Consider the following 22328-nt stretch of genomic DNA (forward strand, 5'->3'; position numbering starts at 1 on the left):
CATGAATCCAATTATTGAAACTTTAACTGGCATGGACGCAATAACGGATCAAGTGGTTGCAATGGATCTACTCATTTCAGCTAAAAGTGGTATTAGAAATTATGCCATGGCAGTTACAGAGGCAGGAACACCGGAAATTAAAGAAATTCTCACTCGCCATTTAGAAGAAGCTCTTAATATGCATGAACAAATATCCACATATATGGCAGAAAAAGGATGGTACCATGCATGGGATACAAACGAACAGATCAGCTTAGATTTAAATAATATCAATACAGCATTGAACTTACCGACATTATAAAAAGTTTCCAGGAACAGTTAAACACTTACCAAATAAACTGTTCCTATTTTTCATTTTGTGTTTATTTAGCAGAAGTAAATACAATTAATACTTCATGTTTACTCGTGCTTGTTTTACAAATTAATTCACTATTTTTATTATGAAAATGTCGGAGCAGGGAATTCATCAATTTTGATACGAAGTAAACTATAAGGTTTTTGTCGTAAGTCTTCTCCATAATGAAATCTAGGCTGTCGATGTAACTGGTTTACAATGAAATACAAATATTGATCCGGACCTATTGAAAAAGTATCTGGCCACAAAATTCTCGGATCATGTGCGATAGTTTCCATTATTCCATTTGGAAATATCTTACGGATACAGTTGTTTTCATAATCTCCAGCATAAACAGTTCCCTTTGCATCTGTGATCATTCCATCAGATGCACCTTTTTCTCCCCAATGCCTCACATGATAAGATATATCCATGTCCGGTATCGTTCTGTCTCTCAGGGTTTCTGTTGAAATCGAGAACAAGTGACGACTGGTTAGTGGAGCAAAAAATAATAAATTTCCATCTGGAGAAATGGCAAGACTATCAGACGCCAATCTAAATGGAGAAGTTGAACCGTCTTTGTTTCGATTCATTAAAATTTGACCTTCTACTTTCGGTAAAAAATTAGGATCAGGCGATGTTGAATTTGCACCATTTAATCGTCTAAACGCGTCTCCATTTGATAAATCTACGACGATAATAGCTCCTGGTCCTCTTGAAGATGAATCCGTTATATAGGCATAACCTGCTTTTCCGACACGAAAATCAAAACGGACATCATTCAGATAAGTTGTAGGCAGTACAACCTCTTCTGTAAAGGTATATACTTTACTAATTGTATTAGTTTCTAAATCTACAGCGACTAATTTTGCCCCTCCTTTAATTGGTTCAGAAAAATTGGGTGCCGCTGTATCTAATATCCAAAGTGTTCCCCTTCCATCAGCAACTACACTTTGGACACTGATGAAAGTCATTGTGATATTCTCGGGGTTAACCAAATTGGCTTGTAAATTAGGATAAGGCTGCAATTTATTTTCTACAATTTCCCCCACCGTAAATTTAACATCGTCTCCCCATTTCGGAAAGCAAATGAAAATACGACCGGTTTCTGAAACAGTAACACCTGTAGGCATAGCTCCATAAAAAGCATAAACTAGTTCTAAATTACCGAAATATTTTTCACTAGGTAACATAGGTTTCATAATATCCTCCTCAAGCATTCAAACGGGATATCACCTATATATGATTTATATTTTTTCTAGTGCATGTTTCTTAATAAGTTTTTCTATACGAAAAGATGATTGAATTGATTGTTTTCGAAATTTAATAAGTCTGTCAGAAAATTCGATTAACGACACTCGAGCTACTTTCAAACTTGGATTAATAATTTTTATTATCTAATAAATTGGTTTAATAGTTGATTAAATTTATCCCGTTCTTCCCAAAATGAACCATGACCACTGTTTTGAAATGGGACAAGTTGTGAATTTCTTATTTTTTGATTAACTTCCTGAGCTTGCGAAAATGGAATCACATTGTCGTGTATTCCGTGAACGATTAAGGTTGGAACCGATATTTTCGGCAGGTCATCATATACATTCTCATCCCTTAGCATAACTACGATTGCAGCAGTTGACCAACCTGCTGCCTGTAAACCCAATTGAAAAAACCAGTCTGAGTATGGATTTGTTATATACTGAAAGAAAAAGGTTTCTGTTATTTCCCGCATCAGCTTTGGCCGGTCATTTAATGCTTGATTAAGCATTTGATTAGCATGATCTTTATTCGCAAAACCAACGGGAGCTGCAGCGTCTATAAGAACAAGATTAGATACTCCGTAGCTGTTGTGTCGAGCCATGTATCTAATTGCTATTGCTCCTCCTGTAGAATGCCCAGCAAGTATAAAGTTATTTAATTGAAGTACGTCGATCACATTGCGAATATCGTCTGCCAGTCGGTCCAGTGTGTACCCGTGAAATGGCTTATCCGAATTACCAAAACCTCTCCAGTCTATTCCTATACAACGGTATCCAAATGAGGGCAGAACATTAAACTGATATTCAAATTGTTTATGGCTTAATGGCCAACCATGTAAAAATACTATAGTCTTGCTCCCCCCAGGATTTATATCCTCCACATATAAATTCACACCTTGATCTACATTAACGTAGTATCCCACGTGGTTACCTCCAAAATTGTTAAAGTAGTTTAAAATATAAATTACTCACTTTAGTAATTTTATATGATTAATTTTTGAGAATAAATTTTAAGTATATTTCGTCACAATCTTTCTATTGAGAACCAAACTGTTATTAAAAAATGTAGTTTGGGACAGATTAGTTATTATAATTATTGATTAAAGTTTGAGGTATAGTTTAATACTGGGGTGATTATGAATATCCAACTAACAAGGAAGAAAGCTACCTATTACTGTTTTAATCTTATTAATCACAGTAAACAGTGTTTTTGCATAACCCCACAAGACTACTAATTTATAAAGAAAAAGTATTTATTGAAACTGTAGATCAATTTTATGAAGCATTAAGGAAGGAGTTATCCTGCTCATCAGAATTTTTACAGAAAACATCTAGAGTTTTACAAAAGACATAAGAATACAAATGGAAGAAATACCTGATGCATCAGTAAATATTAGAAAAAAGTTACTGTTTAATGATGGTCGAAAGATTTAAATAGATAACTTAACTTAATAATCATTTTCAAATCAGAAAGGAAGTATTATTCCATGAATGATGTTATATCGACAATAATTGAACACCGTTCTATCCGTTATTTTGAGGATAAGCCTCTATCGGATGAACAAATAAAAACGATTGTTTCTTGTGCTCAATCAGCCGCAACTTCTAGTTATATGCAGGCATACTCAATCATCGGTGTAAAAGATAAACTCTGTAAGAAAAAGTTAGCTGAGCTAGCTGGTAACCAGGAGTATGTTGAGAAAAATGGTCACTTTTTCGTATTTTGCGCCGATCTTTACCGCCATTCCGTTATAGGAGAAAATGAAAAGAAAAATGTCCTTCCATCAATAGAAAGCACTGAGAATTTTATGGTTGCATTGATCGATGCATCTTTAGCTGCACAAAATGCTGCAATTGCAGCAGAATCCATGGGGCTGGGAATTTGTTATATTGGAGGAATCCGAAATAACCTTGAAGAAGTGAAAACATTGTTAAAAACGCCTGAGCGAGTTTTACCTTTGTTTGGAATTGCAGTGGGATATCCGAAACAAATTACAGACCACAAACCGAGATTGCCGTTCGAACATATTTACCATGAGAACGAATATCAGCAAGATAAAGAAGTCTATGTAAAGCAGTTACAAGAGTTCGATGAAGTAGTCTCAAGTTATTATGAACAAAGAACCGGCGGTAAAAGAAAAGACCGATGGACAGAACAAATGGCAGTTATGCTTGAAAGACCAAACAGAGTGTATATGAAAGACTTTGTGCAAATAAATAAACTGGATCTCAAATAGAAAAGGCAAAAAATCCTTCCTTTATGGAAGGATTTTTGCAGAGTGTTGAAATATAAAATGGTCAATAGGGAAAACGGACATTAAATGAACATTTAATAATGATGAAATTATCATTTTTTTGGATGTTCTTTTAATGGTTTTAAATGTTAATATGTTTACTCATTTAAGAAACGAAATATTAGTCACCCAATTATTTACTATTTTACTCTATCCCATCGTTCAAGCTTATGAATATTTCTAGTAAAAAGCGTTGCGATAAACTTAGGCATACCAAATTCCACGATCTTTTGTTTCACTCTAGCTTTCATTTCATCAACGGTAAGATTAGGTAAAGTGAATTCACCGTTCATGTAGCAATGACTACAATATTTTTCACTTTTCGTTCCATTTCTTTCTGTCCCACTGCCAAGCTCATCTTTTGCTAATGGCATTCCGCAGCTTTGACAATTCTTATATTTTTTCATTTTAACTTTTCCTTTCACGTATGCTAGCTTGTTCCTTTTTCAAAAGTCTCTACTCCTTTTGGAAAATTATACTTTGAATAGATTTAAAAATGAAAGAGGTAATATAATTTAAAATTTAGATTTCAAAATTCCCTTAATTGAGCAATAGCTTTATTCCAAAATATGGTCCAATTACTGAGAAAGCTAATACCGCTTATTCAACTAAATTGCCATTAGTTGAATAAAGAAACTATCGTATATTCATATTTTTGTATAAAATCATCCACACAAAGAGGCCTATAAAATTCCCCTTATTAATTCAAAAGAGGAAGCTTATAGGCCTTTTATATAAAAAATATTAAAAATTACAGTATGCAATTAATTAAAACCAAGAACGTCTTCTACTGCTTTTTATCATATTCCACATTTCTCTTTGGTGATCAGGATCTTGTGGGTTTACGTCACAATTCATTAGCCATTGAGCTGCGTTTTCGCGTTGTTCCGGAGTGATTGATACACTACAGCAATCCGATAGTCTATCAATCATATGGCATGCACCTTCTCGGCTTTTTAAATCATTTTTACGGTATGATCGAAGAATACTATAAATGCGTGGAAACTTGCGAGGATCACAAATTTTACCACAAAATTCTCTCATTAAGCTTGGGTCAAGATTTCCCATAAAGCCACTCCTTTATTGTTTAAACCATTAACTAAAATGACATGCACACAAATATTTTTTCAACAATGTATTATATGCCGTTAAAGAAAATAGGGACGAGGCGTTTAACTAGAAATCATAAATTAGTCACTTGTCTTATACTTTTTTAGATAATGACTTAATGTCAATAAGGGCCAAATATAACGGTAGCTATGGTAATTTATATAAAAATGACCTGGTAATCCTCCACCTGTCGGATAGGTCAATCGCTTATCATGGATATTTAACCAGTTTAAAATGTTTGATATTCCATCGTCAATTTCACTAGTAGGATAATCGTTGATTGAAATGAGCGTATCCACAACCCATGATGTATGAACAATTGTCGAATAAGAAAGAGGGATATACTTTCTTTCTATATCGCTTTTACAAGACTCACCCCAGCCACCATCTTCGTTTTTTATATTGAGTAACCAGTTATTAGCTTTTTGAATGCTAGGGTGATTTGAGGGGATACCGACCGATTTCATACCAGTAATAGCGGCCCATGTTCCATAAATATATGAAATCCCCCAACGACCGTACCATGAACCATCTTCGTGTTGATGATGGATTAACCAATTAACTCCATCATCAATTCTTGGATGAACTTTATTTAATTTTAATTTAGATCCTAGAAATTCGATTGTTCTTCCAGTCAAATCTGCTGTAGATGGATCAACAGCAGTATCAACAAAATTTTGGATAGGAAAGATGAGTTTTAAGTACTTGCTACTGTTTTTTTCAAATGAGGCCCATCCGCCGTCCTTATTTTGCATATCCAATAACCATTTCACCCCAGCGTTCCAAGACTTTCGATAACCATCATCTATTAAAGAGAAATCAGTTGTTGCTCTTAAGACTGCTTGTGTATCATCTACATCCGGATTTTGAGTATTACTTTCCGTAAAACCCCATCCTCCTAAACAAATCCTATGATCTTTCTCGACTACCGTATGTTGGAGGGAGACTAAGTAGTTAGAAGCGGACTCAATCACTTTATCAGTTATTGGCACACCTGCTTCCTGCAATGCATAACTAGTAAGTGCTGTATCCCATATTGTCGAAGGGGAATTTTGGATATGAAGGGAATCTTCCAATTCAAATAGGAAAGATTTTATACCTAAAATAGCATTTTGAATGACGGGAGAAGTAGCTTGATAACCTAATGAAAGAAGTGCATAAATTCCAATAAAAGTAGCGCTGGCATAACTAGATAATGTTCCATCTCCTTCAATATTTTGAAGAATATATTGCTCGGCCTTCTTAATAGCCATTTTGGATAAAGTTTTTTTGAAAGGTATTTTAAAATATGGGAAATTCCGCTTTTTGTTCATCGCTTTAAATTTATTGTTTGTAAATAAATGTTGTATAGTAGGTGTCCATTTATTTTTAATCGTAAATTTTTTATGTCCTAATATTAAAAGTGGAGCAAAGTGGAATCGAACATAAGAACTAAATTTAAAGAAGGAGAAAGGAAGAAACTTTGGTAAATTCATCAAAAGGAGAGGGACTGGAAAAAATCTAGGCCATGGATACAATTCATGTAAGGCAAGCATAAATTTAGTGGAGACGTGTACACTCTCTAATCCCCCATTTTGACGAATGAACGTTTCTGCTTTCTTCATTTTTTTATCAGTAGTTTCTATATAACCCGAGAAAAGCAATGCAGTGTAAGCTTCTACAGTTACCGATAAATTTCCTGAGTCATCATCAAAAAGTTTCCACGCCCCACTGTCGTCTTGCTTTATTAATAAACGATTTACCAGCTTCTTAATTAGTTCTTCATCATGGCATTCAATCGTTCTTAAAATAATAATCATATAGGCATCTGTCATAGGACCGCTCTCGAAGCAATATCTCCATGATCCATCATCACTCTGATCCAATTTAATTTTATCTATTAGACTATCTATCTCAGCTCTAACTTTCTCCGATAAATCCATTTTTGATCTTCACCGCCAACTGATTGTGATACATATTTTTTCTCGTTAAAAATTATAAATTGGCAGCAGGGAATCTTACTCGACGTGGTTGCCAATTTTAGGAGTTAAGTATAAGTGCAACTACGCTTCTGACTTAACCAAAAAGGATCATCAGTCGACGAGTTTTCTTTTATATAGATATGTATATGGCCATCAATTGGGGCGGGCAACTATCTGTACAAATCTTTAGTTAAGAAGTAAAAACAGCTAATTAATTTTTAGTTACAGAGATTAAGTGAAAAAAATAAAAAGGAAGTATCTCAGAAAGCAAGAATACTAAAAAATACCCTCTATTTAAATTTCCAATATTTAGTAGTGTGGCTTTTTGCGTTTTACATCAGGAAGGATGGGGATAAAAAGTGGAAAGAGATTATTTAATTAAACCATTACTTGGCCAGCATTATCCTATGATTTCTCATGGAAAGGGTGTGTACCTATATGATCAAGATGGTAATAGGTACATTGATGGTTCATCCGGAGCAATTACTGTGGGAATTGGTCATGGGGTTGAAGAAATCATTGATGTTATGACTGAACAAGCAAAACAAGTTTCTTTTGTTTATCGTTCACAGTTTACGAGTGAACCTGCTGAGAAGCTAGCAAAGAAGCTGAGTGATATCACTCAAGGTGATTTAAATTGGACGTTCTTTGTTAATAGTGGTACTGAAGCAACAGAAACTGCTATGAAACTAGCGATACAGCATTACCAAGAAAAGGGAATGAAGGGGAAGAATAAAATCCTCTCACGTTGGATGAGTTACCATGGCATAACAATTGGAGCTTTATCTATGTCTGGTCACCCTTTAAGACGTCAAAGATTTGTACCAATTCTGGAGGATTACCCTTCAGTTTCACCACCATATTGCTATCGATGTCCTTTCAACTTAGAACATCCATCTTGTGATTTAGCGTGTGCATCTGAATTAGAAACAGCCATTGATCGAATTGGCCCTGAACATATTGCTGCATTTATTGCTGAACCAATTATCGGTGCTGCAGGCGGTGCGATTGTACCATCTAAAGGTTATTACCAAAGAATTAAAGCTATTTGTGAAAAGTACGATATTTTACTGATTGCAGACGAGGTTATGACTGGTCTTGGACGTACTGGGAAAATGTTTGCAATGGAGCATTGGGGTGTTCAGCCTGATATCGTTACGCTAGGAAAAGGATTAACATCTGGCTATACACCAATGGCTGCAATGATTGCTAGTGATCGAGTTATGGAACCGATTATGCAAGGTTCAAAACTTGTTATGAGTGGACATACTTTTAGTGCTAACCCACTATCAGCTGCTGTTTCATTAGCCGTAATTGAGTATGTTGAGAAACATAATTTAGTACAAGCCGCAGAAGAAAAAGGTAATTATCTGTTGAATAAGCTCCAAGGATTAAAAGAGAAATTTCCATTCATTGGAGATGTTAGAGGAAAAGGTTTGTTAATCGGCATTGAATTTATTCACGGTATTAAATCAAGTTCCTTTATTCAAAAAGTAATGAGTAAGGGGCTACTTTTATACCCTTCTGTTGCTGGAAAAAACGGAAAAGAAGATTCAGCTTTCATGATTGCGCCACCTTTAACGATTACATATGGGGAAATGGATGAATTGCTTCAAATTCTTACAGATGGTTTAAAGGAATTGGAAATGGAACAATCCCATCTTACTTTTACAGCTAAGGGGGAAACAGTATGAATTTAGTTGAAAATACTTATAAAAAAATAGCAACTATAGAACAAATTCTTCAATTTTTTCATGATGACATGACACTAATGGTTGGAGGATTTGGAGGAGTCGGTTCACCGCCAACTTTACTTCAAGCATTATTTGATAGTGGAGTTAAGGATCTTCACTTAATTAGCAATGATACTGGATTTCCGGATATTGGTATCGGAAGGATGGTAAGGAATGAAAGAATCAAATCAATTGTGACATCTCATATAGGATCGAATCCGTTTGCCGGAAAATTAATGACGGAAGGAAAGCTCAAAGTAGAATTTTCTCCGCAGGGTACTTTAGCAGAGCGTATCCGTGCTGGAGGAATGGGACTTGGAGGAGTTTTAGTAGATGTAGGTCTTGATAGTATGACAGAAGACGGTAAAGAGAAAGTGTTTGTAAAAGGTAAACAATTTCTAGTTGAAGAAGCTCTTAAAGCAGAAGTTAGTATTATTTTTGCAAAGAAAGCTGATCCATTTGGAAACTTGGTTTTTGACAAGAGTGCAAGGAATATGAATCCTCATATGGCTATGGCAGGAGATATTACGATTGTAGAAGCGGAAGAAATCGTTCCACTTGGCTCGTTGAATCCTGAGGAAATCGTAACTCCAGGTGTGTTTGTTGATTACATAATTTCATCAGAAGGAGTGAACTGGAAATGGGCATGGGAATAGACTTTCGTCAAAAAATTGCGATGCGAGCTGCTAAGGAAATAAAAAACGGAATGATCGTAAATTTAGGAATTGGAATTCCATCCATTGTTCCCGATTACTTACCAGAAGATGTACATGTTATGTTCCATGCGGAAAATGGTGTTATGGGAATTGGACCGAGTCCCGAAAAAGGGAAAGAGGATGAAAATTTATGTAATGCAGGTGGTTTCCCAATCACTGTTTTAAAAGGTTCTAGCTATTTTGATAGTGCTACTGCTTTTGGCATTATACGAAGAGGTTTACTAGATTTAACGGTTCTAGGGGCATTACAAGTTAGTGAAAAAGGAGATTTAGCAAACTGGATTGTACCTGGAAAGCGTGTACCAGGAATAGGTGGAGCAATGGATTTAGCTCAAAAGGCTAAGAGAGTAATAGTCGTTATGAATCATACCGACAAAGCTGGGAATCCAAAAATTGTGAAAGAATGTAGTTTGCCATTAACTTCTAAGTCTTGTGTTGATTTAATCATAACGGAAATGGCTGTCATTGAAGTAGTCGATGATACTTTAGTGCTTAAAGAACTAATGAGTCCATATACTGTAGAGGATGTAATTGAAAAGACTGGTGCGAAACTAGAAATTAGTACGGATTTAAAAATGTTTATATAGAAAAGGGTGAAGAGGATGAGTCATTACAAAAAAGTTATTCAAGATTATATAAGCAATCATAAAGATAAAACAGTTGATCTTCTTAAACAGCTAGTAATGGAAAATAGTGTGTCTGGTAATGAGAGTAAGGCACAAGCAATTGTCCTTGAAAAACTAAGAGAACTTGATTTGGATTTAGACGTATGGGAACCAGATCTAAAAGAAATGAAAGAGCATCCTTATTTTATTTCAACAAGAGACAGTTTTACTGGTAGTCCTAATATTGTCGCTACGCTTAAAGGAACGAGCGGAGGAAAGTCTATGATCCTAAATGGACATATAGATGTTGTTCCAGAAGGAAATATTCAGCAATGGACATACGCTCCTTACAGTGCAACAGTTGTAGATAACAAGCTTTATGGGCGTGGAGCAACTGATATGAAGGGCGGAAATGTTGCGCTAATTTTAGCAATAGAAGCAATAAAACGAAGTGGTATTACACTAAAAGGAAATGTTTATTTTCAAAGTGTAATCGAGGAAGAGAGTGGTGGTGCTGGTACACTTGCTACTATATTGCGAGGATACTCAGCTGATGGTGTTATTATACCTGAACCAACAAATATGAAATTTTTCATTAAGCAGCAAGGATCAATGTGGTTCCGTCTCAAAGTAAAAGGTAAGGTAGCACATGGAGGTACTCGTTACGAAGGTGTAAGCGCTATTGAAAAAAGCGTACTTATCATTCAACAAATCCAAAAACTTGAGCAATTACGAAATGAACGAATAGCTGATCCGTTATATGATGGAGTACCGATTCCAATTCCAATCAATATTGGAACAATTCACGGTGGAACATGGCCATCTTCTGTATCTGATTTAGTGACTTTAGAAGGAAGATTCGGAGTTGCGCCAAATGAGAGATTAGAAGATGCGAAAATAGAATTTGAGAATTGGATAGATAATATTAAAAATCTTGATGATTGGTTCGTAGAAAATCCTGTAGAAGTAGAGTGGTTTGGAGCAAGATGGGTTCCTGGTACTGTTGAAGCTGATAGTGAATTAGTGCAAACTTTGCAACAAAACTATCTTGAAACAATGAAACAAAACCCAGTAGTTGAAGCTGCACCATGGGGAACTGATGGAGGATTATTTACACAAATTTTAAATATTCCAATGATTGTTTTTGGACCAGGAGAGACAAAAGTAGCTCACTACCCAGATGAATTTATTGATTTAGATCAAATGTTTTTAGCTGCAGAAATCATTGCCTGTACATTAATTGACTGGTGTGGAGTTGAGGGCCAACAACATGAAGGTGAGGGAGCATATGAAAACGAAAAAGTATTATGAAACAATTAAAGTTCAACAGGAAAACTATTATTTCGAAGGTGCTTTAGATTATTTTAATGAGCGAATTCGAGTTGATTTTTACTTAGGGAATGTATCACTACTAATTGAGAGAATAGAAAAATTAGCAAAAGAAAACAAATTTACTAAGCTAATTATTAAAGCAAGAAGTGAACATTTATATTCCTTCTTACAATCAGGATATATGATTGAATCTGCACTGAAAGGCTATTTTCAAGGTAGTGATGGCTTTTTCGTTACGAAATATGCTAGCCAGGATAGAAGAAATAGTCTTTATTGGGACGCTGGAGATGACATTTTAGATGCTGTTTTAAAGAGTGATCGATCAAAAGAAAAGGTAATTCCGAACGATTATGTTTTACGAAGAGCTGAAAAAAATGACTCAACTAAACTTGCTAAATTATATGGTCAAGTTTTTAAGGTATATCCTACACCTTTAAATGAATCCGCCTATGTTGAAAAGACGATGGATGAAGGGACTATTTATTGGGTTTATGAGAAAGATGGAAATATTGTAAGCGCAGCATCTGCTGAAGTGGACTTCAGTCAAAGAAATGCTGAGCTAACAAATTGTGCAACACTTGAAGAGCATCGTAAGCATGGATTGATGAAGGAGCTAATGAAGAAGTTAGAACAGGATTTAGTAAGCCAATCAGTTTATTGCTCTTATACGATCGCGCGAGCATTATCATATGGAATGAATGCAGCCTTTCATCAATTAGGGTATAAGTACACTGGAAGAATGACAAACAACTGCTATATCTTTGATAAATTAGAAGATATGAACGTATGGGTGAAAGATCTTTCAAAAATAGTCTTTTAATGTCAAACTGCCGAAAATTGAGCGTCAAATCGCCAAGTTTTCGGCAGTGAAAGGATGGTTATGAAATGAACGCAACAATTCCAACTAATGAAATGATTAGTGCCATATTAAATAGTATCGATGAATCAATTCACGCAGTCGACAAAAATGGAATGACTATATTTTATAATCAAGTTGCGGCTGACCATGACGGTGTTTCAGTTGAGGAGGTTCTGGGAAAGCATGTACTAGAAGCTTTCCCTTCTTTAACGAAAGAAACAAGTACCTTATTGAAAGTACTAGAAACAAAACAAGCGATTATTCAACAGCCTCAACGCTATGAAAATATTAAAGGCCAATTTATTGATACTGTTAACACGACAATTCCGATCATTTTGGATGATCAATTGATCGGTGCGGTTGAAATTGCAAAGGATTATTCTACAATTAAATCGCTTGGTGAGAAGGTATTAGACTTACAAGCGAGGATTAAAACGCAAGTAAAAAAAGGAAAAGCTAAACAAGTTCACTCATATACGATCACAGATATATTAACAAATGACCCTGCTTTAATGGCCGTAAAAAATCAAGTTGAAAAGGTAGCAAATGCAGACTCTGCAGTACTGGTAGTTGGTGAAACTGGAACTGGAAAAGAACTTTTTGTCCAGTCAATTCACCATAGTTCAAATAGAAGTGAAAGCCCTTTTATTGCTCAAAACTGTGCTGCTTTACCAGAATCATTACTGGAAAGTATACTATTTGGTACGACAAAAGGTAGTTATACGGGAGCGATTGATCGAGCAGGGTTATTTGAACTTGCCGATGGTGGAAGCTTGTTTTTAGATGAACTAAATTCGATGCCATTAGAGCTTCAAGCCAAGCTACTAAGAGTACTAGAGGATGGAGTTGTTCGCCGAATAGGTGATCAAAAGACTCGTAAAGTTAATGTAAGAGTAATCGCTGCAATTAATGAATCACCTTTAGATTGCGTTCAAAACGGTATTATGCGACCGGATTTGTATTATCGTTTGAATGTGTTTTCTTTGTTCATACCTCCGTTAAGAGAAAGGAATTATGATATCGAGCTGCTCACGTCTCATTTTGTTGAGCAATTCAATGAACGTTTTTCAAAGAATATCCGAAATGTAGAACATACTGTATTTGAGTTATTCCATCAGTATAATTGGCCTGGTAATGTTCGGGAACTAAAGCATACGATTGAGCATGCTATGATTATGGTAGAAGGGCATACTCTTACAGTCAAACATCTACCGATTCAACTACAACAAATTAAGAAAAGTACTGAAACAAAAGGAGTTCAGCCTTTACGTTCGGCAATGCAGGAAATGGAAATTTCACTCATTAAACAAGCTTTACTACAAACGAATTCTAATATTCAACAAGCTTCAGCACTACTTGAAATACCTAGGCAAACTCTTCAATATAAGATTCAAAAGTTAAATATCTTAGTATAAACAACAATTTAATCTTCTAAAAAATTTAGTTTTAGCACTTCATTCAATAGCCAAGCCGCCTAATTTTAGGCGGTTTTATTATGTTTGATTCATCTTGGGAAGATACCAACTTAAAATTTTAGCTTTAAAAAATAAAAAAACAGGCAAAATAGTTTGAATTTTCTATATTTGTAGCGTTTTTATTAAATAATTGTAAATTTTTGGCACGGCTCTTGCTATATATTAAAACAAACAGTTTGAAAGGGGATGTAAGTATGGTAAATGCAGTCTATGCTCCAAAAAGACATTGGAAAGAAGTTGAATTATGGAAAGATGTAACAGATGAACAATGGAATGATTGGGTTTGGCAACTTACAAATACCATCAAATCATTGGATGAGTTAAAGCAAGTAATTAATCTCACGCCAGACGAAGAAGATGGGGTACGAATTGCGACAAAAACAATTCCACTAAACATTACCCCATATTATGCATCGTTAATGAATCCGGATGACCCACGTTGTCCAGTTCGTATGCAATCAGTACCAATCTCTGCGGAGATTCATAAAACTAAGTATGATTTAGAGGACCCACTTCATGAGGATGAAGATTCTCCTGTACCAGGTTTAACACATCGTTATCCAGATCGTGTCCTATTTTTAGTAACAAATCAATGCTCAATGTACTGTCGTTACTGTACTAGACGTCGTTTCTCAGGACAAATTGGAATGGGAGTGCCAAAGAAACAGCTTGATGCTGCTATTAATTACATTAGCAAAAATCCTCAAGTACGAGATGTACTTATTTCAGGTGGAGACGGTCTTTTAATTAACGATAATATTTTAGAGTATATTTTAAAAAATTTACGTGATATTCCACATGTGGAAATTATCCGTATTGGTACAAGGGCACCTGTAGTATTCCCGCAACGTATTACTGAAAATCTTTGTAATATCTTAAAAAAATATCATCCGGTTTGGTTAAATACTCACTTTAATACTTCAATTGAAATTACAGAGGAATCGAAACGAGCTTGCGAAATGCTTGCAAATGCTGGTGTACCATTAGGAAACCAAGCCGTAATCTTAGCTGGAATTAACGACAGTGTACCAATTATGAAAAAGCTAATGCATGATTTAGTTAAAATTCGTGTTCGTCCATATTATATTTATCAATGTGATTTATCAGAAGGAATTGGTCACTTCCGTGCGCCTGTTTCAAAAGGTTTAGAAATTATGGAAGGATTACGCGGCCATACTTCTGGATATGCAGTACCAACATTTGTAGTAGACGCACCGGGTGGTGGAGGAAAAATTTCTCTTCAACCAAATTACTTAATTTCTCAAAGTGCTGATAAAGTTGTTCTTCGTAATTTTGAAGGTGTAATTACTACTTATCCAGAACCACAAAATTACGTACCAGGAAGAGCAGAAGCATACTTTAAAGAAATTTATCCTAATATGGATGAAAAACGTTCCAATGCAGGAATCGCTGGATTAATGAATGAAACAAAATTCAATCTTGTACCAGAAGGTTTACAACGTATGGAAGTTCGTAAAACATATGCAACAAATCCAGAGCATGCTTCTTTAAAAGATAAGCGCGATAAACGCGACGAATTAAAAGAAAAGAAATTCCAAGCACAGCTTACAAAAATCCAAGTTAGTGAAAAGCTAGTAGGAAGTGCGCAAGGAGACACTGAATGATGAAATGTCAGTGGTGCGAATCAGCTAACATAGTTGAATCAACAAATACAGTCTACTGGGAACTTCCTGATGGTACGAAGGCAATTGAGATTAAAGAAACACCATGTATCATTTGCTTAGATTGTAAAATAACATATCAAACAGATGATACTGTTAGTGCAATTGAAGAGCAATTATATTTAATTGACACGAAGCTGCTTGGTAAATCGACTTCATATAATGGGTTGATCGAGCAACAAAGATTATTAAAGAGGAATTATTTCGACTTTTCCAAATAAGAAATGAGAAGCGACCATTCGCTTCTCATTTTCTCTAATGTTCAAACTTTTCCTAAACCCGCCAATGGACGTTTAAAAAAAGCAGAAAATTATCGAATCCAAAAAACGACTGAAAAGGAGTATTTTAATGAAAAATACGGTAAACACAATAACAGTCATTGATTCTGAGAGTCATATTCCTTCCATGCCTCAAGAGTTGAAGCGTGGATTAAAACCTCGCCATATTACAATGATTTCACTAGGAGGAACAATTGGAACAGGTCTATTTTTGGCAAGTGGAGGAGCAATCCATAATGCAGGGCCAGGTGGTGTTCTAGCAGCTTACATAGCGATTGGAATAATGGTGTACTTTTTAATGACAAGCCTTGCTGAGATGGCTACATATATGCCAGTTGCAGGATCTTTTAGTACATACGCAACAAAATTCGTTGACCCTGCACTTGGTTTTGCACTTGGCTGGAATTACTGGTATAACTGGGCAATTACGATAGCAGCTGAATTAGCCGCAGTTACAATGGTTATGAAATTCTGGTTGCCACATACATCCTCACTCTTATGGAGTTCATTATTTTTAGCTATTATCTTTCTTTTAAACTATCTGTCTGTTAAAGGGTTTGGGGAATCTGAATACTGGTTTTCTATTATAAAAGTTGTTACAGTAATCATTTTTTTAATTTCGGGATTTTTAATGATTTTTGGAATTATTGGTGGAGATGCAGTAGGGTTTAAAAACTTTACAGTTGGTGATGCTCCGTTTCATGGAGGATTCATGGCGACACTTGGCATTTTTATGGCAGCTGGATTTTCTTTCCAAGGTACCGAGTTATTAGGGGTAGCTGCTGGGGAGAGTGAGGAACCAGAGCGAAATATTCCTCGTGCGGCTCGCCAAATCTTTTGGCGTATTTTATTATTTTACGTATTATCCATATTTGTAATAGGTCTGTTAATACCATATACAAATCATAATCTAGCAAGTGGAGATGTAGCTGTTAGTCCATTTACGCTAGTTTTTGATAAAGCTGGCATTGCATTTGCAGCGTCTGTAATGAATGCAGTAATCTTAACGGCAGTTTTATCAGCTGGAAACTCTGGAATGTATGCTTCAGCTCGAATGCTGTGGGATATGGCTCGCCAAGGGAAAGCTCCAAAAGCATTAGGTAGGTTAAATAAAAGGGGTGTACCTGTTAATGCATTAATCATTACAGCGGCAGTCGGTACATTAGCATTTTTAGCTTCTCTATTTGGCGACGGAGTTGTTTACGTTTGGTTACTTAATGCTTCAGGTATGTCTGGTTTTATTGCTTGGCTTGGAATAGCAATTTGTCATTACCGATTCCGTAAAGCATACGTAGCACAAGGAAAGGATTTAAATGACCTACCGTATAAAGCGAAATGGTTCCCGTTCGGACCAATATTTGCTTTTGTACTATGTGGGGTCGTTATTCTTGGACAAAACTATTCAGCATTTATGGGCAAAGCAATTGACTGGAACGGTGTACTTGTTTCATATATAGGGCTGCCATTATTCCTTATTTTATGGATTGGATATAAACTAATAAAAAGAACAAAAATTGTTCAGCTTAATGAGTGTGATTTGGAGAATGAAGCGTGAATGACATATTTTAATTGATAAAAAGATCTAACTTTTAATTGAATCGTAATTGTTTGGAGATGTAATTCGTATGAGAATTAGCATCTCTTTTTTTATCTGAAAATTCATTATATTTTATAATTTAAATTGCTGATATAGATTTTTTAGCAGACACCAGAGAGTACTCAGTCGTTCATCCAACTGAAGAATTTGGAATAAACTAGCAGAGCAAAATAGTAAAAAGTACACTGGTCTTTATGTATGTATAGCAATCCTATACTCTTACAGAATCAAAAAATAAAAATATCTTGTTAATAAATATGATATTTTTTATAATTATCTGTATCTTATAAGTAAAAGGATTGTTACTGCAATGCAGGCAAAACCTAGATGATTAATGTCTTAATGTTAGACATTGGTTATTTAGGTTTTTTTTACCTATAGATGTAGTAAAATTGACCTGTAAAAAAAGAAGCTTTAGTATAGAAAGAATAAATGGTATCGCAAATAATCCTTCGCAAGAGAGGTGAAATAGATGATCATCCATAAAGTGATTAATAACAATGTAGTAAGCGTTTTGAATGAGCAAAATAAAGAAATGGTTGTTATGGGGAGAGGGCTAGCCTTTAAGAAAAAACCAGGTGATCCTGTTGATGAGCAACTGATTGAAAAGGTTTTCAAGTTGGATAACAAGGATTTATCGGAGCATTTTAAGAAGCTGCTTGAAGAAATTCCTTTACAATATATGGAACTGTCAGATGAAATTATCCGCTTTGCAAAAGAGACATTGGGAAAAAAATTAAGTGAAAGTATTTATGTGTCTCTGACAGATCATATTCATTTTGCCTTATATAGACAGAAAAATGGACTCGAAATCAAGAACCCGTTACTTTGGGAAGTAAAACGACTGTATAAGGAAGAATTTTCGGTTGGTAAACATGCTTTAAATATTATTGAGCAAAAAACAGGGATCCGTTTACCTGAGGATGAAGCAGGTTTTATTGCTTTGCATGTAGTAAACGCGGAATTGAATGAGGAAATGACGAATATTGTAAATATTACAAAGTTCATTCAAGAAATATTAACTATTGTAAAATATCATTTTAAAATTGAGTTTGATGAGGAATCTTTAAACTATTATCGATTTGTCACACATCTTAAATTTTTTGCTCAAAGGATTTTTAGTAAGACATATTTAAATAATGAGGAAGATTTTCTGTTCAATACAATAAAAGAGAAATATAAAGATGCCTCAATATGTACAGAAAAAATCAAAGATTTTGTTCTAAAAAAATATGAATATGAATTAAGTACAGAAGAAAAACTTTATCTAACAATTCATATTGCTCGCGTTGTTAATAGAAATTAATTTTTTGATGAAAGCGTTGACAATGTTAATTTACAGTGATAATATCAAATTATCAATTAAATACATCCGATTTTATAGGATTGTTACTGGTCGTGCAGGCAAAACCTAAATTGTCGTCTCTTATGTTTTTTAAGAGGTTGCAGTTTAGGTTTTTTGTTTTCTTGGGACACTTTTGATCCGGACGAAGGAAGTCAAGATAGGCCAGTTTACATATCGCTGTATTTAATTAAAATTAAATAACAAAATTCAGGATTGTTACTGGTCATGCAGGCAAAACCTAAATTACAAGAGTGTATGATGATTTTTCATGCTTCTGTAGTTTAGGTTTTTTTTATTTTACTAAAATAATAACTAGGAAGATGTTTTAATTATTTTTGAAATTTTCCATAATTTGAGGAGGGGTATTTATGGATTATAAACGAACTGCTAGTGAGATTATTGATTTAGTCGGTGGGGAAAAAAATATAACCAATTTAATTCATTGTATTACTAGGCTTCGATTTAATTTGAACGATGATAGCATAGCAGATAAAAACAAAGCTAAAATCGAAGCAATTGATGGTGTTATGGGAGTAAACAGAAGTGGCACTCAATTTCAAGTAATCATTGGAAACGATGTTGTAAAAGTATTTGATGAAATAAATAAAAGTGCCAATATTAATTCTAGTAATTCAGATGGTAATAAAAAAGCTAAAGGTAAAGGGATAGGAAGTATTTTTGATGTAATATCTGGAACATTTGCACCAATATTACCTGCAATCACTGGAGCGGGTATGATCAAAGCAATTCTTGCAATTCTTTTGACATTCCACTGGATTTCAGACAAAAGTCAAGCATATATCATAATGAATGCAATCGGAGACGGTGCATTCTACTTCATACCGTTCTTAGTTGCTTTTAGTGCAGCGAAAAAATTCGGTTCCAATCAATTTGTTGCAGTTTCAATCGCTGGTGCGATTATGCATCCGTCCATTACAGCTTTATTAAGTAGTGGCAAACCAGTTCATTTTATCGGACTTCCTGTAACGGCTGTAACATATGCTTCGTCCGTTATTCCAATCTTATTGGCAATTTGGATTGCATCTTATGTAGAAAAATGGACTGATCGTGTAACTCCGAGCATGGTTAAACTAATAATTGTACCGACTATTACTCTATTGGTAATGGTTCCGATCACTTTAATTGCTGTTGGTCCACTTGGTGTATTCATTGGTACTGGTCTTTCTAAAGGTGTTACGTTCCTATATGCTCATACAGGTATTTTTGCAGGGCTTCTGCTTGGAGGTACATTCTCTTTAATCGTTATGACTGGTATGCACTACGCGTTTCTTCCAATTGTAGTTGGAAACTTAAGCACAAAAGGATACGATACAATCCTTCCAGCAATGTTCATGGCTAATATGGGGCAAGCTGGAGCGGCTTTTGCAGTATTCTTAAAATCAAAAAATAAATCATTTAAATCATTAGCACTTTCAGTTAGTATGACAGCTTTAATGGGTGTAACAGAACCAGCGATGTATGGTGTAAATATGAGACTTAAAAAGCCATTCATTGGGGCTTTAGTAGGTGGAGCAATCGGTGGAGCTTACTATGCATTGATGGCCGTAAAACTATACGTTATTCCAAGTAACGCTGGTCTACCAGGAATTCCTTTCTTTATTGGTGAAACATTTGTTTATGCGTTGATCGGTTTACCGATTGCGTTTATCGCAGGTACAGTTGCTGCATACTTTATTGGCTTCGAGGATGTAAAAGTAAAAGAAGACAAAAAGGAAGAAAAAGTAGTAAATGAAGTAAAAAACGTTGATCAAAACCGTATTCAAGAAGTAGTAAGTCCTATAAAAGGAAAAGTTGTACCTTTAACTGATGTTAAGGATGCTACATTCTCAAGTGAAGCTTTAGGTAAAGGTATTGCCATCGAACCTCAAGAGGGAAAAGTTGTTTCTCCTGTAGATGGTGTTGTTACAACTTTATTTAGAACGAAGCACGCGATTGGCATTACATCTGAAAATGGAATTGAAATTCTAATTCACGTTGGAATGGACACAGTTAAATTAGATGGTGAATTTTTCACAGCACATATTAGCCAAGGTGACGTTGTGAAAGCTGGGGACTTACTAGTTGAATTTGATTTAGTAAAAATTAAAGAAGCAGGCTACGAGGTTACAACTCCTATCGTTATTACAAATAGTACTAATTATCTAGAAATTAATGCCGTAAATAAAGAAAACGTTAAAGAAAATGAAACACTTTTAACGATTTGTGGTTAATTTAGAAAACGATTCTGACTGCCGTCTTTAAAGTCAGCAGTCAGAATATTTTAATAAAAATTGTGGAGGGGAACATTATGACAAAAAACTATTCATTTCCTAAAGGATTTTTATGGGGCGGAGCAACTGCTGCCAATCAATTAGAAGGTGCTTACCAAGAAGGTGGAAAAGGGTTAAATTTAGCAGATGTTATGCCTGGAGGAAAAGTAAGATTAAAAGTTATTCAAGAACCGGGATTTGATTTTAAAATAAATAAAGAAAAATATGTCTATCCGAATCATGATGGAATTGACTTCTATCACCGTTATAAAGAAGATATTGCACTTTTTGCAGAAATGGGATTTAAAACATATCGTATGAGTATTGCATGGAGTCGTATCTTTCCAAAAGGCGATGAATTAGAGCCAAACGAAGCAGGTTTAGCTTTCTATGATCGTGTGTTTGATGAACTAAAAAAATATAATATTGAACCAGTTGTAACAATTTCTCACTACGAAATTCCATTACACTTAATTACAGAATATGGTGGCTGGCGTAACCGTAAAGTAATCGAATTCTTTAATCGATATGCAACAACATTATTCGAATACTATAAAAACAAAGTAAAATACTGGTTAACTTTTAACGAAATTAATGGTGCAACGCATTTACCACTATTAGGTCTTGGATTTTCTCCTGAAAGTAAAGAAACACAATTGCAGGATAGCTTCCAAGGACTTCATCACCAATTTGTAGCAAGTGCATTAGCTGTAAAGGCAGGTCATGAGATCATTCCGGGTAGCCAAATTGGTTGTATGCTTGTATATGTCCCGACTTACAATTACGACTCAAACCCTGAAAATGTAATGTATGCTCTACAAGAGTCTCGCCTTTGGAATAACTACTGTGGAGATGTTCAAGTTAGAGGTGCATATCCAGCATTTGCAAAACGCTTCTGGAAAGATAATGATATCAACTTAGCTATTCAAGACGGTGACTTAGAAATTATTAAAGAAGGAACAGTTGATTTCATATCGTTAAGCTACTATATGTCTCGCACTGAGAAAAAACATAAAACGAACGAAGAAAGTAGCCAAGGTAATTTAGTTGGTGGTGTTAAAAATCCATTTTTAAAAGAAAGTGATTGGGGATGGGAAATCGATCCAACTGGTCTTCGCATTGGATTAAATCAATTATATGACCACTACCAAAAACCATTATTCATCGTAGAAAATGGTCTTGGAGCATATGATCAAATTGAAGAAGATGGTTCGATTAACGATGATTACCGTATTGATTACCTACGTAGTCATATTGAGGCTATTGGTGAGGCAATCGAGGATGGAGTTGAACTAATGGGTTACACTCCATGGGGATGCATTGACTTAGTAAGTGCGTCTACAGGTGAAATGTCTAAACGTTACGGCTTTATTTACGTAGATAAACAAGATGATGGAAGCGGAACTTTAGAGCGCAAAAAGAAAAAATCATTTTATTGGTACCAAAATGTTATTCAAACTAATGGGGAACAACTTGATTAA

The 22328-nt window shown here is 35.0% G+C and carries 19 protein-coding genes; 14 read left to right on the forward strand and 5 right to left on the reverse strand.

Features of this window, described 5'->3' with window-relative positions; translation table 11 throughout:
- Position 1 precedes the first annotated feature (1 nt).
- A complete protein-coding gene (locus tag BED47_RS04910; protein WP_069032686.1) occupies positions 2–301 on the forward strand; it encodes a spore coat protein in 300 nt (99 codons plus the stop codon).
- Positions 302–438: 137 nt separating this feature from the next.
- On the opposite strand, the gene BED47_RS04915 is transcribed toward BED47_RS04910, so the two are convergent.
- Both BED47_RS04915 and BED47_RS04920 read right to left on the reverse strand, forming a co-directional pair.
- A complete protein-coding gene (locus BED47_RS04915) occupies positions 439–1536 on the reverse strand; it encodes an L-dopachrome tautomerase-related protein (protein WP_069032687.1) in 1098 nt (365 codons plus the stop codon).
- A 191-nt stretch (positions 1537–1727) separates the two neighbouring features.
- Positions 1728–2513, reverse strand: coding sequence for an alpha/beta fold hydrolase (locus BED47_RS04920; protein WP_069032688.1), 786 nt, complete (start codon positions 2511–2513; stop codon positions 1728–1730).
- Between the two features lie 564 nt (positions 2514–3077).
- On the opposite strand from BED47_RS04920, the gene nfsA reads away from it, so the two are divergent.
- Positions 3078–3827: an oxygen-insensitive NADPH nitroreductase gene (gene nfsA, locus BED47_RS04925; protein ID WP_069032689.1), complete on the forward strand. Its 750-nt coding sequence runs from the start codon at positions 3078–3080 to the stop codon at positions 3825–3827.
- A 197-nt stretch (positions 3828–4024) separates the two neighbouring features.
- On the opposite strand, the gene BED47_RS04930 is transcribed toward nfsA, so the two are convergent.
- The 3 genes from BED47_RS04930 to BED47_RS04940 all read right to left on the reverse strand — a co-directional run bounded on the left by BED47_RS04930 (position 4025) and on the right by BED47_RS04940 (position 6916).
- Entirely contained in the window at positions 4025–4291 is a 267-nt protein-coding gene (locus BED47_RS04930; protein ID WP_069032788.1) for a zinc ribbon domain-containing protein, read from the reverse strand.
- A gap of 361 nt (positions 4292–4652) precedes the next feature.
- Positions 4653–4952, reverse strand: a complete 300-nt coding sequence (locus BED47_RS04935) for a hypothetical protein (RefSeq protein ID WP_069032690.1) — start codon at positions 4950–4952, stop codon at positions 4653–4655.
- Positions 4953–5074: 122 nt separating this feature from the next.
- The gene (locus BED47_RS04940; protein ID WP_069032691.1) at positions 5075–6916 is read right to left on the reverse strand and encodes a terpene cyclase/mutase family protein; all 1842 of its coding nucleotides are present in this window, start codon (positions 6914–6916) and stop codon (positions 5075–5077) included.
- A 398-nt stretch (positions 6917–7314) separates the two neighbouring features.
- Between BED47_RS04940 and BED47_RS04945 the strand changes: the two genes are divergently transcribed.
- The 12 genes from BED47_RS04945 (at position 7315) to BED47_RS05000 (ending at position 22328) form a co-directional block, all read left to right on the forward strand.
- Positions 7315–8649 carry an aspartate aminotransferase family protein gene (locus BED47_RS04945; RefSeq protein ID WP_084006772.1) on the forward strand — a complete coding sequence of 445 codons (1335 nt, stop codon included), beginning with the start codon at positions 7315–7317 and terminating at the stop codon, positions 8647–8649.
- On the forward strand, positions 8646–9344 hold the full coding sequence (locus BED47_RS04950; RefSeq protein ID WP_069032692.1) for a CoA transferase subunit A: 699 nt from the start codon (positions 8646–8648) through the stop codon (positions 9342–9344). The genes BED47_RS04945 and BED47_RS04950 overlap by 4 nt, the downstream gene beginning before the upstream one ends.
- On the forward strand, positions 9329–9991 hold the full coding sequence (locus tag BED47_RS04955; protein WP_069032693.1) for a 3-oxoacid CoA-transferase subunit B: 663 nt from the start codon (positions 9329–9331) through the stop codon (positions 9989–9991). The genes BED47_RS04950 and BED47_RS04955 overlap by 16 nt, the downstream gene beginning before the upstream one ends.
- Positions 9992–10006: 15 nt before the next feature.
- Positions 10007–11320: a peptidase gene (locus tag BED47_RS04960; protein ID WP_069032694.1), complete on the forward strand. Its 1314-nt coding sequence runs from the start codon at positions 10007–10009 to the stop codon at positions 11318–11320.
- The gene (ablB, locus tag BED47_RS04965) at positions 11298–12161 is read left to right on the forward strand and encodes a putative beta-lysine N-acetyltransferase (RefSeq protein WP_069032695.1); all 864 of its coding nucleotides are present in this window, start codon (positions 11298–11300) and stop codon (positions 12159–12161) included. The genes BED47_RS04960 and ablB overlap by 23 nt, the downstream gene beginning before the upstream one ends.
- Positions 12162–12226: 65 nt before the next feature.
- Positions 12227–13615, forward strand: a complete 1389-nt coding sequence (locus BED47_RS04970; RefSeq protein WP_069032696.1) for a sigma-54 interaction domain-containing protein — start codon at positions 12227–12229, stop codon at positions 13613–13615.
- A 254-nt stretch (positions 13616–13869) separates the two neighbouring features.
- Complete coding sequence (gene ablA / locus BED47_RS04975) at positions 13870–15300, forward strand: lysine 2,3-aminomutase (RefSeq protein ID WP_069032697.1); 1431 nt, start codon at positions 13870–13872, stop codon at positions 15298–15300.
- Positions 15300–15578: a YokU family protein gene (locus tag BED47_RS04980; protein ID WP_069032790.1), complete on the forward strand. Its 279-nt coding sequence runs from the start codon at positions 15300–15302 to the stop codon at positions 15576–15578. The genes ablA and BED47_RS04980 overlap by 1 nt, the downstream gene beginning before the upstream one ends.
- 184 nt (positions 15579–15762) lie before the next feature.
- The gene (locus BED47_RS04985; RefSeq protein WP_069032791.1) at positions 15763–17190 is read left to right on the forward strand and encodes an amino acid permease; all 1428 of its coding nucleotides are present in this window, start codon (positions 15763–15765) and stop codon (positions 17188–17190) included.
- A gap of 514 nt (positions 17191–17704) precedes the next feature.
- Positions 17705–18538, forward strand: a complete 834-nt coding sequence (licT, locus tag BED47_RS04990; RefSeq protein ID WP_069032698.1) for a BglG family transcription antiterminator LicT — start codon at positions 17705–17707, stop codon at positions 18536–18538.
- A gap of 407 nt (positions 18539–18945) precedes the next feature.
- Entirely contained in the window at positions 18946–20808 is a 1863-nt protein-coding gene (locus BED47_RS04995; RefSeq protein WP_069032699.1) for a beta-glucoside-specific PTS transporter subunit IIABC, read from the forward strand.
- Between the two features lie 77 nt (positions 20809–20885).
- The gene (locus tag BED47_RS05000) at positions 20886–22328 is read left to right on the forward strand and encodes a glycoside hydrolase family 1 protein (protein WP_069032700.1); all 1443 of its coding nucleotides are present in this window, start codon (positions 20886–20888) and stop codon (positions 22326–22328) included.

Origin of the sequence: Gottfriedia luciferensis (genome assembly GCF_001712755.1) — a bacterium.
In the GTDB taxonomy this organism is placed as follows: Bacteria; Bacillota; Bacilli; order Bacillales; family Bacillaceae_G; genus Gottfriedia; species Gottfriedia luciferensis_B.